Annotated in this window: 12 protein-coding genes; 9 read left to right on the top strand and 3 right to left on the bottom strand. The window is 36.6% G+C overall.

All coding sequences use genetic code 11. The annotated features are described in order from the left end of the window. Positions 1-8: 8 nt before the first annotated feature. Genes ABXZ32_RS12780 through ABXZ32_RS12770 form a run of 3 tightly spaced genes read right to left on the bottom strand, consistent with a single transcriptional unit; the run spans position 9 to position 3,878 of the window. Positions 9-779 carry a polysaccharide biosynthesis/export family protein gene (locus ABXZ32_RS12780; RefSeq protein WP_354619068.1) on the bottom strand — a complete coding sequence of 257 codons (771 nt, stop codon included), beginning with the start codon at positions 777-779 and terminating at the stop codon, positions 9-11. Positions 780-819: 40 nt separating this feature from the next. Further along, complete coding sequence (locus tag ABXZ32_RS12775) at positions 820-2,754, bottom strand: polysaccharide biosynthesis protein (RefSeq protein WP_354619067.1); 1,935 nt, start codon at positions 2,752-2,754, stop codon at positions 820-822. Further along, positions 2,751-3,878: an aminotransferase class I/II-fold pyridoxal phosphate-dependent enzyme gene (locus ABXZ32_RS12770; RefSeq protein WP_354619066.1), complete on the bottom strand. Its 1,128-nt coding sequence runs from the start codon at positions 3,876-3,878 to the stop codon at positions 2,751-2,753. The genes ABXZ32_RS12775 and ABXZ32_RS12770 overlap by 4 nt, the downstream gene beginning before the upstream one ends. A 268-nt stretch (positions 3,879-4,146) precedes the next feature. On the opposite strand from ABXZ32_RS12770, the gene ABXZ32_RS12765 reads away from it, so the two are divergent. The 9 genes from ABXZ32_RS12765 (at position 4,147) to ABXZ32_RS12725 (ending at position 15,738) form a co-directional block, all read left to right on the top strand. Next, positions 4,147-5,544, top strand: coding sequence for a nucleotide sugar dehydrogenase (locus tag ABXZ32_RS12765; protein ID WP_354619065.1), 1,398 nt, complete (start codon positions 4,147-4,149; stop codon positions 5,542-5,544). Then, positions 5,541-6,566 carry an NAD-dependent epimerase gene (locus ABXZ32_RS12760; RefSeq protein WP_354619064.1) on the top strand — a complete coding sequence of 342 codons (1,026 nt, stop codon included), beginning with the start codon at positions 5,541-5,543 and terminating at the stop codon, positions 6,564-6,566. Before ABXZ32_RS12765 ends, ABXZ32_RS12760 begins: the two co-directional genes overlap by 4 nt. Before the next feature lie 73 nt (positions 6,567-6,639). Next, positions 6,640-7,638: an SDR family oxidoreductase gene (locus ABXZ32_RS12755; protein WP_354619063.1), complete on the top strand. Its 999-nt coding sequence runs from the start codon at positions 6,640-6,642 to the stop codon at positions 7,636-7,638. An 18-nt stretch (positions 7,639-7,656) separates the two neighbouring features. After that, the gene (locus ABXZ32_RS12750) at positions 7,657-8,937 is read left to right on the top strand and encodes a nucleotide sugar dehydrogenase (protein WP_354619062.1); all 1,281 of its coding nucleotides are present in this window, start codon (positions 7,657-7,659) and stop codon (positions 8,935-8,937) included. Between the two features lie 100 nt (positions 8,938-9,037). Then, a complete protein-coding gene (locus tag ABXZ32_RS12745) occupies positions 9,038-10,570 on the top strand; it encodes a lipopolysaccharide biosynthesis protein (protein WP_354619061.1) in 1,533 nt (510 codons plus the stop codon). A gap of 6 nt (positions 10,571-10,576) precedes the next feature. Further along, positions 10,577-11,476 (top strand): glycosyltransferase family 2 protein, encoded by a 900-nt coding sequence (locus ABXZ32_RS12740; protein WP_354619060.1) that lies wholly within the window; start codon positions 10,577-10,579, stop codon positions 11,474-11,476. A gap of 346 nt (positions 11,477-11,822) precedes the next feature. Further along, the gene (locus ABXZ32_RS12735; protein ID WP_354619058.1) at positions 11,823-11,975 is read left to right on the top strand and encodes a hypothetical protein; all 153 of its coding nucleotides are present in this window, start codon (positions 11,823-11,825) and stop codon (positions 11,973-11,975) included. A gap of 231 nt (positions 11,976-12,206) precedes the next feature. Further along, positions 12,207-12,392: a hypothetical protein gene (locus ABXZ32_RS12730; RefSeq protein WP_354619057.1), complete on the top strand. Its 186-nt coding sequence runs from the start codon at positions 12,207-12,209 to the stop codon at positions 12,390-12,392. Between the two features lie 1,408 nt (positions 12,393-13,800). After that, positions 13,801-15,738, top strand: coding sequence for a CBM96 family carbohydrate-binding protein (locus ABXZ32_RS12725; RefSeq protein WP_354619056.1), 1,938 nt, complete (start codon positions 13,801-13,803; stop codon positions 15,736-15,738). The last annotated feature ends 580 nt before the right edge of the window (positions 15,739-16,318 follow it).

Below are 16,318 nucleotides of genomic sequence, written 5' to 3'. Positions count from 1 at the left end.
GATAGAAATTAATTTCTTGTAAGTAGTATAACCGAAGAAGTTATTAATAAGGATGCAATTGAAATTGCTATGGACGCCCTATTATCCAAAGAGGATTCCGTAACAGCAGATTGATTGGGCTCTACATAAACAACATCATTTTGGGTTAAATAATATACTGGAGAGCTCATGGCTTCTTTCTTTGTTAAATCTATTCTTGTATATACTTTGGTGCCATCAAAATCTCGTATAACCATTACATTTTTTCGCATCCCTTTTATGGTCAAATCCGATGCTAACCCTAAGGCTTCAAATATAGTTATACGTTCCCCATTCACTGGATATGTTCCAGGTCTATTCACTTCGCCGAGAATAGTTACGGTAAAGTTTCTAAGTCGAATATTAATTATAGGATCTTTAAGATAATCCGAGAGTTTTTTCCTTAAATACACTCTTACCTCCTCTGGGGATAATCCAGCAATTTTTAGTTTCCCAATTACGGGAAAGTCGATTTCTCCATTCTGATCAATTAGATAATCTACTTGCTCAGGCCTGATTCCCCCTTCAGAAGCTCCTCTAAACAAATTAAACGGAACACTGGCCTCATTATCTAAAGTTGAGATATAAATACTGACCAAATCATCTACTTTAAACTTTGGACTAAAGTCGTTCTTGTTGACCAGGGTTTCAAAACTACTTGCATTTTGAAAATACACCACTTCCTTTTTAGAAGCACAAGATGAGATTATAAAAACAAGAAGCACTAATGAAATAATTGAAAATCTAGAATGGTTTTTCATGGATATAGTAGTGATTAAGCAATAAAAGTAATTTGAAAAATTAGGACTGCAAAATTTTCTTGGTTCCTTCATCCCCTTTATTAGAATCTTTTTTTTGGTCCAACTTACAAAGATCAGAATTGTTGGATACAAATTCAGGAACAATTTCCTTCATCAGAGGTACCGTATTGGCATTAAAAAACATATTGGTGACACATAACTCTTCAATTTTAGATCTAATTTTAGTGTAATCCAATTCCCTTACTTTGCCTATCATTATTTTTTTGTGGTAGGTTGGAAGGGTATTTTCACCATTGGCCAATAATTCCTCATATAACTTTTCACCTGGGCGCAATCCTGTTATTTTGATATCGATATCGTCAGGGTATTTTAAACCGGATAACTTGATCATATTCTTTGCCAGATCAAATATTTTTACCGAATCCCCCATATCAAATATGAAAATTTCCCCACCGCTACCCATGGCAGCTGCCTCCAATACCAATTGGGAAGCTTCTGGAATGGTCATAAAAAATCGTGTAACATCCTTATGGGTCACCGTTAATGGCCCACCCTTTTCAATCTGCTTTTTGAACAAAGGAATGACCGAGCCATTAGAGCCAAGAACATTTCCAAATCTGGTTGTAATAAATTTGGTCTTATTTTCCTGTTGCATGCAACTGATGTACATTTCGGCAATACGCTTGGTTGCACCCATGACATTTGTCGGGTTTACCGCTTTATCCGTAGATACAAAAACAAATTTATCCACATTGTGGGTCATTGATAGATCCACAATATTCTTCGTTCCTGCTACATTTATTTTAATGGCCTCATAAGAATTATACTCCATTAACGGCACATGCTTATAGGCGGCGGCATGAAACACCATAGTAGGCTTGAATTCCTGAAAATATTCATTCATTCTATTTTTATCCCGAATATCGCCAACAATAGGAACAAAATTATGAAAGCCATTCTGTTTTAGTTCTTGTTGAAGATCGTAAAGCGCTGATTCTGCTTGATCTATTATAATAAGTGATTTGTATTCGTAATGAGCTATTTGTCTTGCTATTTCACTTCCAATGGATCCTGCACCACCAGTGACTAAAATAACCTGCTCTTTTAACTCATTGGAAACCTTCGACTTTTTGATGTCAATTGGCACCCTATTCAATAAATCTTCAATTTGTACTTGTTTAATCTGGGAGACATTCAATTCCCCGTTGATCCAGTCCTCCACAGGAGGTACAATTTTCACCTGTACCGGTAAGTCTACCAAACTCTGCACAAGCTCCCTTAATTTGTTATTGGATATATTATGAATCGAAAAAATGATTTCAGAAATATCCCTTTTACCTATAAAAAACTCAGTTAGATCTTGTGGCCCATAAACGGTAACCCCATTGATGCTTTTTCCGATTTTCTTTACATCTTCATCCACATAGCCAACAACTCTGGCTTTACTGTTTGTGGTTGTAGTAAGTGCATTATAGGTAAGTATGCCTGATTCACCAGCACCAAAAATCAATACATTTTTGGTGATTTTAAACTTTTTTACCAAATTATCATAGCTGGTTTTAAATACATAACGTGATGCGACCAACAAAATAAAACCAATAAGGCTATGGATAATGATTATGGACAAAGGAATAGTAAAATCCTCCAATATATTATATTGCCTGTTCAAAATTACCATAAAAATGGTAAAAATACTTGAGAGACAAATGGCATTGAAAATGTTATAAACATCCCTAACACCTGTATGTCTTACCACACCTTTATAGGAGCCTATAGCTAAGAAAGAAATTAATGAAATAACTACGACAACAGGAAATTGCATTATCAATTTTTCGATATCAAACTCGAAGGTCAAGTTAAATCGAATAAAATAAGACATAATAAAAGCCACCGATATTAAAAAAACATCAATAGCAAGCACCAACCATTTGGATGCGTATCTATGTGCATTATTGACCAGGTAATTTTTTATCATTTGGCTAGTTTTTTTATTATCAAATGAACTATACGCTCTAAATCGGAAGTTTCCAAATTGGATCCACTTGGCAAGCACAATCCTCTTTCAAACAAATCTTCAGAAGTTCCATCACTAAAATGTAAGGCATTTTTAAAAACGGGCTGCAAGTGCATTGGCTTCCATAATGGTCTTGACTCTATATCTTCTTCCAACAATGCCAAACGTATCATTTCCCTTTTCTCAAAGGAAGGTGTTAAAATGCAGGTCAACCAACGATTGGAATAAAAACCGTTCGGTTCGTCTAAAAATTCAATTTCGCTCATATCTCCCAAACGGGATTTATAAAATTCATGATTTGCTCTTCTAGCCGCTACCCTATTAGGTAACACTTCCATTTGTCCACGACCAATTCCGGCAAGTATATTACTCATCCTATAATTATATCCCACATTGGAATGCTGATAATGAGGTGCATCATCCCTGGCTTGAGTTGCCAAAAATACTGCTTTTTTCTTGATTTCCAGACTTTTAGTAGTCATTGCGCCACCTCCAGAAGTCGTAATGATTTTATTACCATTAAACGAGAGGATACCAATATCCCCAAAAGAGCTACAGTTTTTACCTTTATACATGCTCCCCAATGCTTCAGCACTATCCTCTACAATAGGGATACCGTAGGAGTCTGCAACTTTTCTAATTTCTTCAACCTTGTATGGCATGCCATATAAATGTACAGCGACAATAGCCTTAGGTTTCACACCATTTTTTAATCGATCCTTGATAGCCTCTTCCAACAATACCGGAGAGATGTTCCAGGTATCCCTTTCACTATCCACAAAAATAGGATTGGCACCCAAGTATTTAATTGGGTTGGCGGATGCTGAAAAAGTAAAACTTTGGCATATTACCTCGTCACCCTGAGAAACACCAAGTATTTCCAACGCCAAGTGTATGGCAGCCGTGCCTGAACTTAAGGCCGCAACCTGTATATCATTACCTACAAAATTTTGAATTGCTTCTTCAAATCGATCCACATTAGGCCCCAAAGGTGCCACCCAATTAGTATCGAACGCTTCTTGTACATAGCGTTGTTCATTAGTTCCCATGTGAGGGGAAGAAAGCCATATTTTTGTCTGGGTCATCAAAGTCCTTAATTATTATTTAGTAATATTTGGTTCTTCAAAAATAACCATTGGCATCAGGAATGGACCAAAATGCTTCCATAATTCGTTCAAGCATAAAAATAATCGGTCAACGAACGATTAAACCAAAATACCTTAATCGATAAAATACCTACACCCTTTGAGTCAATTACCAAAAACCTATAAATACGCCCTTTAACGACAATATTCACTACTAAAGAATTATATTTGTCATCTTTGAACCCTTTTTAGAAAAGTACAAAGCCAAATGAAAAAGACTACAAAAATATGTTGTATTGGAGCCGGATATGTCGGAGGTCCAACCATGTCCGTGATTGCAAACCAATGTCCAGAAATACAGGTTACCGTGGTGGATATCAATCAGGATAGAATTAACCAATGGAATGATGAAGATTTGGATAAGCTTCCGGTATATGAACCAGGCCTAAAAGAGATCATTGCCTCTAACCGTAATAAGAACCTTTTCTTCTCCACTGAAGTGGATAAGGCCATAGAAGAAGCGGATATTATATTTATCTCTGTTAATACCCCCACAAAAACCTATGGCAAAGGAAAAGGACAGGCTGCCGATTTAAAATTTATAGAGCTTTGTGCTAGAAATATTGCCAAGGTTGCCAAAACTGATAAGATAGTGGTAGAAAAATCTACCCTTCCCGTAAGAACAGCGGGGGCTATTAAGAGTATTTTGGAAAACACCGGAAATGGCGTGAATTTTGAAATCCTTTCCAATCCTGAGTTCCTAGCCGAAGGAACAGCTGTAGATGATTTATTAAATGCAGATCGTGTATTGATTGGTGGTGATGACACCCCTACTGGCCAGAAAGCCAAAGATACTTTAAGTGCTATTTACGAACATTGGTTACCAAAAGATCGTATACTTCAGACCAATGTGTGGTCCTCAGAACTTTCCAAGCTAGTTGCTAATGCCTTTTTGGCGCAAAGGGTATCTTCCATCAACTCTATTTCAGCACTATGTGAACGTACCGATGCCAACGTAGCAGAGGTTGCAAGGGCCATAGGTTATGATAGCAGAATTGGGTCCAAATTCCTTAATTCTTCTGTAGGCTTTGGAGGTTCATGTTTTCAAAAGGATATTTTGAACCTCGTCTATATTGCTAGTAGTTTTGGCCTTCAAGAGGTTGCTGATTATTGGGAACAGGTCATTATTATGAATGATTATCAAAAAAGACGCTTTGCAGAAAACATTATATCAACACTTTACAACACAGTATCCGGCAAAAAAATAGTGTTCTATGGTTGGGCATTTAAAAAGGATACCAACGATACCAGGGAATCAGCTGCCATATATGTAGCAGATGCCTTATTGGAAGAAAGAGCCGAGATTATTGTATATGATCCAAAAGTTTCAGAAAAAACTATTTATGCTGATATGGATTACCTGAACACCAGAACTCCTGAAGAGAACAGAAGGTTGTTAAAAGTGGTAAAGGACCCTATCAAAGCTACAGAAGAAGCCCATGCCATCGCTATTCTAACGGAATGGGATGAGTTTAAAACGTATGACTGGGACAAGATATATAACAATATGTTGAAACCAGCTTTTGTTTTTGACGGACGAAGACTTCTGGATTCAGAAACAATGACTGCCAAGGGATTTGAATTTTATAAAATAGGGCAATCTTGAAAATTCTAGTTACAGGAGCTGCCGGATTTATTGGCTATCACCTATGCGAATCACTTTTAAACAAAGGATTTACCGTTATTGGTATTGATAGCATTAATGATTATTATGACCAGGGCCTTAAGTTTGGCAGGTTACAAGAATTAGGCGTTGCAAAAGCTGAGGCTGAGACACCTTTAAAAAAGTGCCTTAGTAGTAAGCATGGGTCCAAATTTAGTTTTGTCCGCTTAAATTTGGAAGACAAGGAGAACTTATCAAATCTCTTTGAAAAGGAAAAATTTAATGTGGTCTGTAATCTTGCGGCCCAGGCAGGGGTGCGGTACAGCCTAGAGAACCCATCGGCCTATGTGGACAGCAACATAGTGGGTTTTGTCAACTTATTGGAATGTTGCAGACATCACCAAATTGAACATTTGGTGTATGCCAGCAGCTCTAGTGTATACGGTCTTAATAAAAAGGTTCCTTTTTCTACGAATGACAATGTGGACCATCCGATAAGTTTATACGCCGCCAGCAAGAAAAGCAATGAGCTCATGGCGCACACCTACAGCCATTTGTTTGGAATTCCAACTACGGGACTTCGTTTTTTTACAGTTTACGGCCCTTGGGGAAGACCGGACATGGCCCTTTTCCTGTTTACAGACGCGATTATAAAAAACAAATCCATAGATGTATTCAATCATGGGAACATGGAAAGGGATTTCACCTATATTGACGATATTGTTGAAGGCGTAGAACGAATATTGGTAGAACCTATTGCTAAGCGCAAGGAAAGATCGTTATACAAAATCTATAACATAGGGAACAATAACACTGTAAAACTGACCGATTTCATAGAATCCATTGAATCAAAGCTGGGTATTACAGCACAGAAAAACATGCTCCCTATGCAACCTGGGGATGTTTCCAGAACGTGGGCAAATGTGGATGATCTAATCAATGATTATAATTATAGTCCCAACACCCCAATAAAAGAAGGAGTTTCAAAATTTATTGATTGGTATAAAGGCTATTACAATATTTGACAACTATTTGATGATGACCGAAAAGATTTAAAATAGTTTAGTTATTTAACTTAAGTTAAAATTAAAATAATAAATGTCGATAATGGATATAAATTTAGACCCAAATAAATCTATACTTATAACAGGTGGTGCAGGTTTTATTGGCTCCAACCTTTGTGAATCACTTTTAAAAAATGGCAACGTTGTAACTTGTTTGGATAATTTTGCTACCGGGAAACGAGAGAATATTGCCCATTTACTGCCTAATCCGAAGTTTAAATTAATAGAAGGCGATATTAGAAATCTGGAGGATTGCCAAAAGGCTTGTGAAGGAGTGGATTTTATATTGCACCAGGCGGCTTTGGGATCCGTACCCAGGTCGATCAACGACCCCATTACCTCCAATGCGGTAAATGTTTCCGGATTTTTAAACATGCTGGTAGCTGCGCGGGATGCCAAGGTTAAACGCTTTGTATATGCCGCAAGCTCCTCTACATATGGGGATAGCAAAGGCCTTCCCAAGGTGGAAGACGTAATTGGCAAACCCCTCTCCCCCTACGCTATTACTAAATATGTAAACGAATTATACGCCGAAATTTTTAGTAAGACCTATGGTTTGGAGACCATTGGGTTGCGTTATTTTAATGTTTTTGGACGGAAACAAGATCCCAATGGGGCCTACGCCGCCGTAATTCCAAAATTTGTAATGCAACTTATGAGCCATGAGTCACCGATTATCAATGGCGATGGAAGTTATTCCAGGGATTTTACATACATAGACAACGTAGTACAAATGAACCTTAGGGCAATCCACACCACTAACAAAGACGCAATCAATACAGTATATAATGTGGCCTATGGGGAACGTACGGATTTAAAACAGTTGGTAGGTCTTTTAAAAGAATACCTAAGCGAATTTGACCCAAGAATAGCCGAAGTAGAGGTGAATTATGGTCCAAACCGCCAAGGAGATGTCCCACACTCCCTTGCCTCAATAGATAAAGCCAAAACCTTATTAGGGTACGATCCCCAATTTAATATTGAAAAGGGTCTTAAGGAAGCCGTAAAGTGGTATTGGAAAAATTTAAAATAATATATATAAATTAAGAAAATGAATAAAATTAAGATTGCAGTAATAGGGTTGGGCTATGTAGGCCTTCCCTTGGCCCGTTTGTTCGCAACCAAATACGCAACCATAGGCTTTGATATTAACCAAGATAGGATTAAAGAACTGAAGACAGGGACAGATAGCACCCTGGAAGTGGAAGACGAAGTATTACAAGCTGTTTTATGTGAAACGCCACAGATGAACACCGGTCTGTTTTGTACCGATAACATGGATGATATAGCAGATTGCACTTATTATATAGTAACTGTGCCCACCCCAGTGGATTCTACCAATAGGCCTATTCTAACGCCGCTATACAAGGCCAGTGAGACCGTAGGCAAGGTTTTGAAGAAAGGAGACATAGTAGTCTATGAATCTACTGTATACCCTGGGGCCACCGAAGATGAATGCGTACCTGTGCTGGAACGGATAAGTGGCCTTAAATTTAATCAGGATTTTTTTGCTGGTTACTCTCCGGAACGGATCAACCCGGGCGACAAGGAACATACCGTAGAGAAGATTCTGAAGGTAACCTCTGGCTCCACTCCAGAAATTGGGAAGAGAGTAAACGATTTATACGCCTCCATTATTTCGGCAGGTACACATTTAGCCCCCAGTATTAAAGTGGCAGAAGCGGCAAAGGTCATAGAAAATTCACAACGCGATATCAACATTGCCTTTGTAAACGAATTGGCCAAGATATTTAACCTTATGGACATTGACACCCATGAAGTATTGGAAGCTGCAGGCACCAAATGGAATTTCCTACCTTTTAAACCAGGCCTTGTAGGCGGACATTGTATTGGTGTGGACCCTTATTACTTGGCACAAAAAGCACAAGAGTATGGGTATCACCCTGAGATTATACTGACCGGGAGACGCATGAATGATGGGATGGGCAAATATGTCGCTTCAGAAGTTGTAAAACTAATGGTTCAAAGGGACATTAAAGTGAAAGGATCTAAAATACTGGTATTGGGTATCACATTTAAGGAAAACTGTCCTGACGTTCGGAACACCAAGGCCGTTGATGTAATAAACAACTTATTGAGTTATGGTGCAGAGGTGACAGTATATGATCCTTGGGCTTCGCCGAAGGAAGTTAAACATGAATATAATTTAGATACTACCAAAGAAACGCCTACAAAAAAATATGATGCGGTTGTTTTAACTGTTGCACATAAGGAATTCCTTAAAATGGGACTTAGAGACATGCTCTCGGAGAACGGGGTGCTATATGACGTAAAGGGGATTGTAAAAGAGCGGGTGGATGCACGTTTGTAAGGTTTGCCTAAAATGATAATACATAAATTACGTCCAAATAATGTTCCAAACGATGATTACGTACGCCCTATCGAACAACAATTATTTTTAAGACAATCATATGTCTAGATTGGCCAATACCATTAGGAACGCAAAGGTTGGTTTATTTTTCCACTTCCTATTTATTACTTCGCAATTTATCTCCCGAAAAATTTTTCTGGATGGCTTAGGTGATGAATATATGGGTATAGTTTCTACCTTAGGTAGTTTTCTAACCTTTATTAATCTTGCAGATTTGGGTATTGGCACTGCCATTGGTTATACCTTATACAAACCCTTGCACCAAGGGAATCATAAGGAGATTAACCACATTATTAATTTTTTTGGACATATCTATAAGAAAATAGGCTTGTTCATATTGGTGGGCAGCTTCATACTCTCTCTCTTTTTTCCATTAATCTTCAAGGACGTGGAAATAAATTTATGGTTGGTTTACTTGACCTTCTTTGGATTACTATCTGCCTCTTTACTAGGATATTTTTTTAATTATCATGTTATTCTCCTACAAGCCGATCAGAAAGATTATATAGTAGCAAAGTATTATCAATCTTTCAATATTTCCAAGATTGTATTGCAGGCATTCTCAGTCTATTATTTGCAAAGCTTTGTTTTATGGATTTCTTTGGAGGTATTATCCGGGCTTTTGTACACCATACTTATTCGGAAAAAAATTTTCACGGAATACCCCTGGCTTTTACTTTCAAAAAAGCTTAGTAAAGATGAGCGTAAGTTTGAGAGTTATACCATGTTGGTGAAAAAGATTAAGCAAATAAGTATTCACAAAATAGGGGAATTTTTTGCCGGTGGCCTGGATAATATTCTTATTTTCTTTTTCTTGAGCGCAGAATTGGTAGCTTATTTTGCCAACTACCAAATGGTTTTGGTAAATTTGGGCACCTTGGTCACAAAGGCGTTTGCCGGTTCTAATGCTAGTGTTGGCAATTTGGTAGCAGAAAATAAACCTGACAACATTAAACAAGTGTTTTGGGAAATGATGGTCCTACGCTATTTTATTGGAGGGTTCGGCGCTATTAATATTTTTTATCTGATCAACCCGTTCATTGGCCTGTGGTTGGGCCAAAAATACATGCTATCAGAAAATACGGTGATTGTTTTTGCAGCCATCTTTTTCCTGCGACAAGTGGTGCAGCCTACCGAAGTTTTTAAACAGGCTTATGGCCTTTACGATGACGTTTGGGCACCAATTGTAAAAAGTATAATTAATCTAACGCTCTCTATAATTTTAGTACAACAATTAGGTATAGTAGGCCTATTGATTGGTACTTTCTGTAGCGTACTTAGCATAGAGGGATTATGGAGACCCTATTATGTATATAAATGGGGTTTTAAAAGTAGCCACATGACCTATGTATTAGGAGTTTTGAAACTACTCCTCACTTATGTAGTTAGTCTGATAATTACGCATTTTATTTTGTCCAATATAATTACAAAACCCATTAATTTTTATCAATGGATTTTGAACGTTTTATTGGTGAGTTTAATTAGCGCAGTTAGCTATGGTTTTTTACTTTATGCCAGTAACTCTTATTGCAGGGATCTTGTGAAACGATTAAAATCATCTATTTTAAAATAACAACATATGTTTAGTATTCTTACACCAACTTATAATAGGGTCAAAGAACTACCAAGAGTATATAAGTCCTTATTGAATCAAACATATACCGATTTCGAATGGATTATTTCTGACGATGGTAGTTCGGACGATACCGAAGAAATTGTTAATGGCTGGAAAAGTAAAAGCAACTTTGATATTATCTACCATAAAATGTCCAAAAACCAAGGAAAATCTTATGCCGTAAATGAAGGTTTGGCTCTTTGTAATCACCCGTATACCATTATAGCTGATAGTGATGACACCTTTGACGCAAATACCTTGGCAGACCTAAAAATTATTTGGGAAGGTATAGAAACTACAGAAAATGCCAATAAAATTGGGGCAGTATGGACATTGGTACAAGACGAGATAGGTAATTTAGTGGGTGAACCATGGCCCAAAAATTTTTGGCAGGTAGGTTTTAAGGAACGGGTATTGGACAGGAAGCAGCCCATTATAGGTGAAAAATGGCATTGTTGGCGTACCGCTGTTTTAAGAGAATTTAAAATGTACGTGCATTTCAATTCCTTTATTAGTGAATCAGCCACTTGGAATAATATTAATACCCAATATGACTTTTTATGTGTAAATATGATCCATAGGCGGTATTGGCTTTCGGAAGATGGCCTCATCCATAAAAAAAAATCATATAAAGATGTTCAAAAAGTGAATTACTATACGGCATACTATCATCTTAAAAAAAGCAATTTAAAAGAAATTCTCTTCACAGGCCATTATAGGGATATCGCTTTCGATTACACTAGATCTTCCCTTTATTATAAAGACAAGCAGTTAAAGCTAAAGGGAAATAAATTATTAAGTGCCTGGCTAATTTTCTTATGGTGTGCTCCTAAAAAAGCGTTACTCAAATTAATAGCTCGTTGAAGTACCCTTTTTTACTATTCATCCAAAATGTTTTACTTTCTAAATTGCCAAAAAAATTAATAAAATGAGTACAAGATCAATATTACGCTTAGTAATGATCATTATATTAATTCTTATGGCTTTATTGTATGGTATATTAATAGGCAAAAACCAAGTATTCCTTTACAGATTACTTAAAGGCATGTAAGATAATACAGAAATACAACTTGAAAATGCCCTAGAGAATGTTGCTTATGACTAAAAAGACCTAGAAATGCTGGTTTCTGTAACAGCGGCAAACAGTGATTCTTAGCGGACTGTGTTAAAGGTATTATTATTATTATTATTATTCGGTGAATAAAACTTTATGGAATTGAAATATGATACCATATTCACTGTAAAGGATAATTCCTTTAAGGACCTCGCCAATATAAATCGATTAGAAAAGTCTCAAATCACTCAAAAATATAATATCCCATCCATTGGTTATTTCTTTCATCCAAAAGAAGGAAACAACTGATTAGTGTTATATCATCAAGGTCATGACGGGGGTTTTCTAATCAGAATAAAGACCATTGCTTATTTAGTAGATAAAGGCTTCACAATGTGCGCATTTTCTATGCTCTTAAAAGGTGGAAACAATTGGCCAGTAGTAGAAATACCAAAAATCCGGAAAATTCAATTATCCAATCATGAGGAGTTTAAGTATTTAGACCACCCACTGTAATACTTTATTGCTCCAGTAATCACCATGCTCAATTATGCTGATGGTAAAAAATTTAAGGATATAACCATGGTAGGTGTAGGCGGCGGGCGCTGGACGACCACCTTGGCTGCGACCATGGATACGAGGATTAAAACCAGTTTTCTTGTAGCCAGAACATCACCTATGTTTCTCCGTTACCAAGAACAATCCAGGAACTATGGAGATTTCTAACAAACATTTCCCGAGGTATCCACCAAAATAAACTATTTGAATTTATATATTTTTGGAGCTTCAGGGGAAAATCGTTCACAAACCCAAATTTTGAATAAATACGACCCTTGTTGTTATGTCAGTGATGGTTATTTACAATACGATACATTTATATCCAATTTGGTTAAAGAATTCGAAAATGACAGATTTCAAGTACTTTCTGATACTATACATACGGAGCGTAAAATTTCAGAATGGAGTTTAAATCAAATATGGAGTGAATTAAAATAAGCGCCCAATAAAAACAACGAAAATAACTTCTTTGAACTGTTTTTGCTTGCTACTGTATTTAACAAAAGAAATAATGTTAATCATTGATAAAAGTCAATTTAATCAAATCATTACTAGATCCCAAACTCCTTTAAAATGAAGAAATTAATTAATGAACTATCGCGAGGCAGAGTCAAAGTAGTACTAAAATAATTTGAGTTCATTTTCGGTGTAACTCAGTATATTTTGTATGCCCTTGGTTCTTCTAGCTACTTTTTTATTACTTCTTCATATTACTATTAGTTGTGCAATAATAAAAATTTGGTCCCTTTATTTAATTCCTAAATGCATTGGCGACACCTTTTTGTAATGCTACCTTTTTACTTATTTAAGTCTAAAATATTATTCCGTACCAATTAATTCATCAATTCTATTGCGCGCTTTCCAATGCTTTAAAATAATATTATCAATATTATAAGAAAATAGATGCCTTTGCCGACACATTAGAAGATGTACTAAAAGAGCATGGTATACTTGCCCTTAAAAATATACCAAAAAAAAATTTAATGCAATTGTATTAACTGTTGCTCATGAACAGTTTTTAGTCGAAGATATGGCCTTATTCTTAACAGAAAACGGAATAATTAATGATGTAATGGGTGTTCTTACCTTTCCGAACAACGGACAGCTTTAGTCTTTACCACTTTTAGATTTTAGATTTCAGAAGTATCATTTATTTTCACGCTCCCACTTTTCGATCAAACCTTATATACGTTTGTTCTAATTTCCTAGATTACTCTAAAACTCGAAGTACAACAAATATTTGTGCAGTTTATCGATTTTTTAGTTAACAAAACGTTAAAAACGACATCTCTCAGATCCAATACCTTCTTTATAAACGTAAAACCCTCTGTTGGGCAAAAGTTGCTCTAACGATTAAAAAAATACCTCAAAAGAAAAAGGTAAAACTATAACCTAAAGAGTGAGAAGCTATTACATAACTTTTATTTCTGTTAAAAAGAACTGTATTTCATCGAAAATAACTGGCCTTTTAACGATAATTTCAAAATATAAAGTAATATTGTTTCACCCAAATAGTTTTACTGTTAACCCTTTAACCTAGTTTATGATGATGCCCCACCCCACGAAAATCAAATCTTTGATCCTACTTATTTTTGTCGTTTTCTTTCAAATTTCTTGTGAAAAAGACTCCGATTTATTTGCAGAAGCGATACTTCTACCAGAAAACCCAACTGAATTGGAGAATGGTTCGGCTGATGAGGAAGCTAAAGATAGTCTTGTTTCCAAAACGGTAATGCTCTCGCCAATTAATGATGCTTATGTTCAAGAGGGAAAAGGATATGACGATCAAATTATAAGAGTACAGACCAATGACCGTACCAGTTATCTTATGTTTGATCTAAGTGTTATTGAAGGCGAATTGGAAAATGTTGAACTACAACTCACCATTGACAGTGATGCGGGAGACGGTACAATTAAAATATTCAAGGGAACCCATAATGATTGGTCAGAAAACAAATTATCTGCAACTTCTGCTCCGGGTAAAGACAGCGAAATAGCTGCATTTTCAAAAGTATTCAACACAGGAGTCACCGAAAATATTGTCATCAATAAAAATTTAATCACCAATGAAAAAATCAGCCTTGTTCTGGAACAAGAGAATGGTAATGATTTTTCTATTACCTCTAAGGAAAATCCCAATAAAATGGGTCCCAAATTAGCGGTTACATATAGAACAACAAAAGGTGAACCTCAGGAAGAAGAAGCAAATCCTAATGATTCCCAAACCTCCTCTACTGAGCCCTTTGCTTATGAATTAAAAGCATTTCCAACTGCCGTAGGTTTTGGAAAGAATGCTACAGGCGGACGCGGTGGTAAAGTTATTCACGTCACAAATCTTAATGACAATGGCCCTGGGAGTCTTAGGGATGCCTTAAAATCAAAAGGGACTCGGACTGTTGTTTTTGATGTTGGCGGAAATATAGTTCTAAAATCCCCTTTACTTTTAGGAAGTTCTAATTTTACACAAAACAAAGCAGAGGAAAACATAACTATTGCTGGGCAAACCGCGCCCTTTCCAGGCATTACTATAACCGGACACGGCCTAAATATATATACGTCAAATGTAATTATAAGGTACCTAACTATAAGACCGAATAATAGCGGAGATGGGGAGGATGCTATAAGGGTACGGAATTGGGGGACAGGCGGCTATGTACAATCGAACATTATTCTTGACCACGTAACCCTTTCACATGCAACGGATGAAAATATAGAATATAATGGAGGATCAAGTTTCGCCACAAGGGTTACAGATTTTACATTACAAAATTCTATGATAGGAAAAGGCAATAGCGCCTATAATATGTTAATTGGTGATTATGCCTACAACGCCACCATATACGGCAATTACTTCTCCCATGAAAATGATAGAAGTGTATTCTTTGGATATGGTTTGGATAAGGAAAATGCTGAGATGATTAATAATGTTATTTATGGTTTTCAAGGGGCAACAAATATCGCTTACGGTAGCGTGGTTGACCTTATAGGTAATGTTTATAAAGCATTTGCTAATACTACACCAAGGTGGAATGTTATAAGTTATCAGGCAAATAAGACCAATAATCCTAATGCTACTGAAACCGACGGTGGTTTGTATGTGGAAAATAATTATTTTGTCAACCCAATGCCAGCAGGAACTTATGATTCTGGTATAAGCGCATACTTAAAAACTAGTAGAGTCATTACAAGTAGCTCAATATCTTCATGGGAAAGTACACAGAGAGGAATAGAAAATCTAGTATTTAATTCAAACGTTGGAAACTCTATCCACAGGGATGCTTTAGACAAACAGTTATTAGCGGACTATGCAACAGGGGGGGGAGGTTTAAGTAATATTTCTGTACCATCAAAAACAGCTACATCAAGACCAGATAATTATGATACAGATAAGGATGGTATGGCAGACAGTTGGGAAATTGCTACGTTCGGAGACCTATCTAAAACAGCAACAGGAAAAGATCTGAACGCCGATTATACCAATTTGGAAGTGTTTTTACATTCTCTCCTGCAGTAAATTGATATAGAGCCTTATGAGACTATCTCATGAAATGTGTACATAGGAAAATTGCGGGGGTATGACCTCCGCAATTTTTTTGTTTAATTTTATTTTTTGCCCTTTAGGAAAAAGTAGTTTAATCTGTCGATGATGACTTTAAACAGTTCAAGATCGGTGATGAGCCTACCAGTTTTCTCATGGAAATCTAAAAGTTCTATATTAAAAAATGCTCGAAGGTAAACTTGACTACCACTTGATTATCGCAGAAATAGCAGGTGATATTGTTGCCCTGCAACAACGCCTTTGAAGCCTGTCTATCTTCGTATCAAGATACACGACATCGTCTTATCAAGGTACGTGAGAACTACAAGGTTATCAACAAAAAGGTCCAAATGCCGCTGGACTGCACAGTAACGAAAAAAAGGTAGCGTTGGGCAAGAGCGATATGGTGCATTTAATGCAACGCCCCCAAGCAAGAGGCCACCTAGATGGCCCTGGAAGTTTTTGCCCAGAAAATGGGACGAAGATAATTCCTATGTTATAAAGAACTGAAGCGACAATTGTGAAGAGCTCAAGGTATTCTTTGAGTTCTCGAAAG

Origin of the sequence: Sediminicola luteus (genome assembly GCF_040566555.1) — a bacterium.
Classification (GTDB): Bacteria; Bacteroidota; Bacteroidia; order Flavobacteriales; family Flavobacteriaceae; genus Sediminicola.
This window is presented reverse-complemented; position numbering and strand designations above follow the sequence as displayed.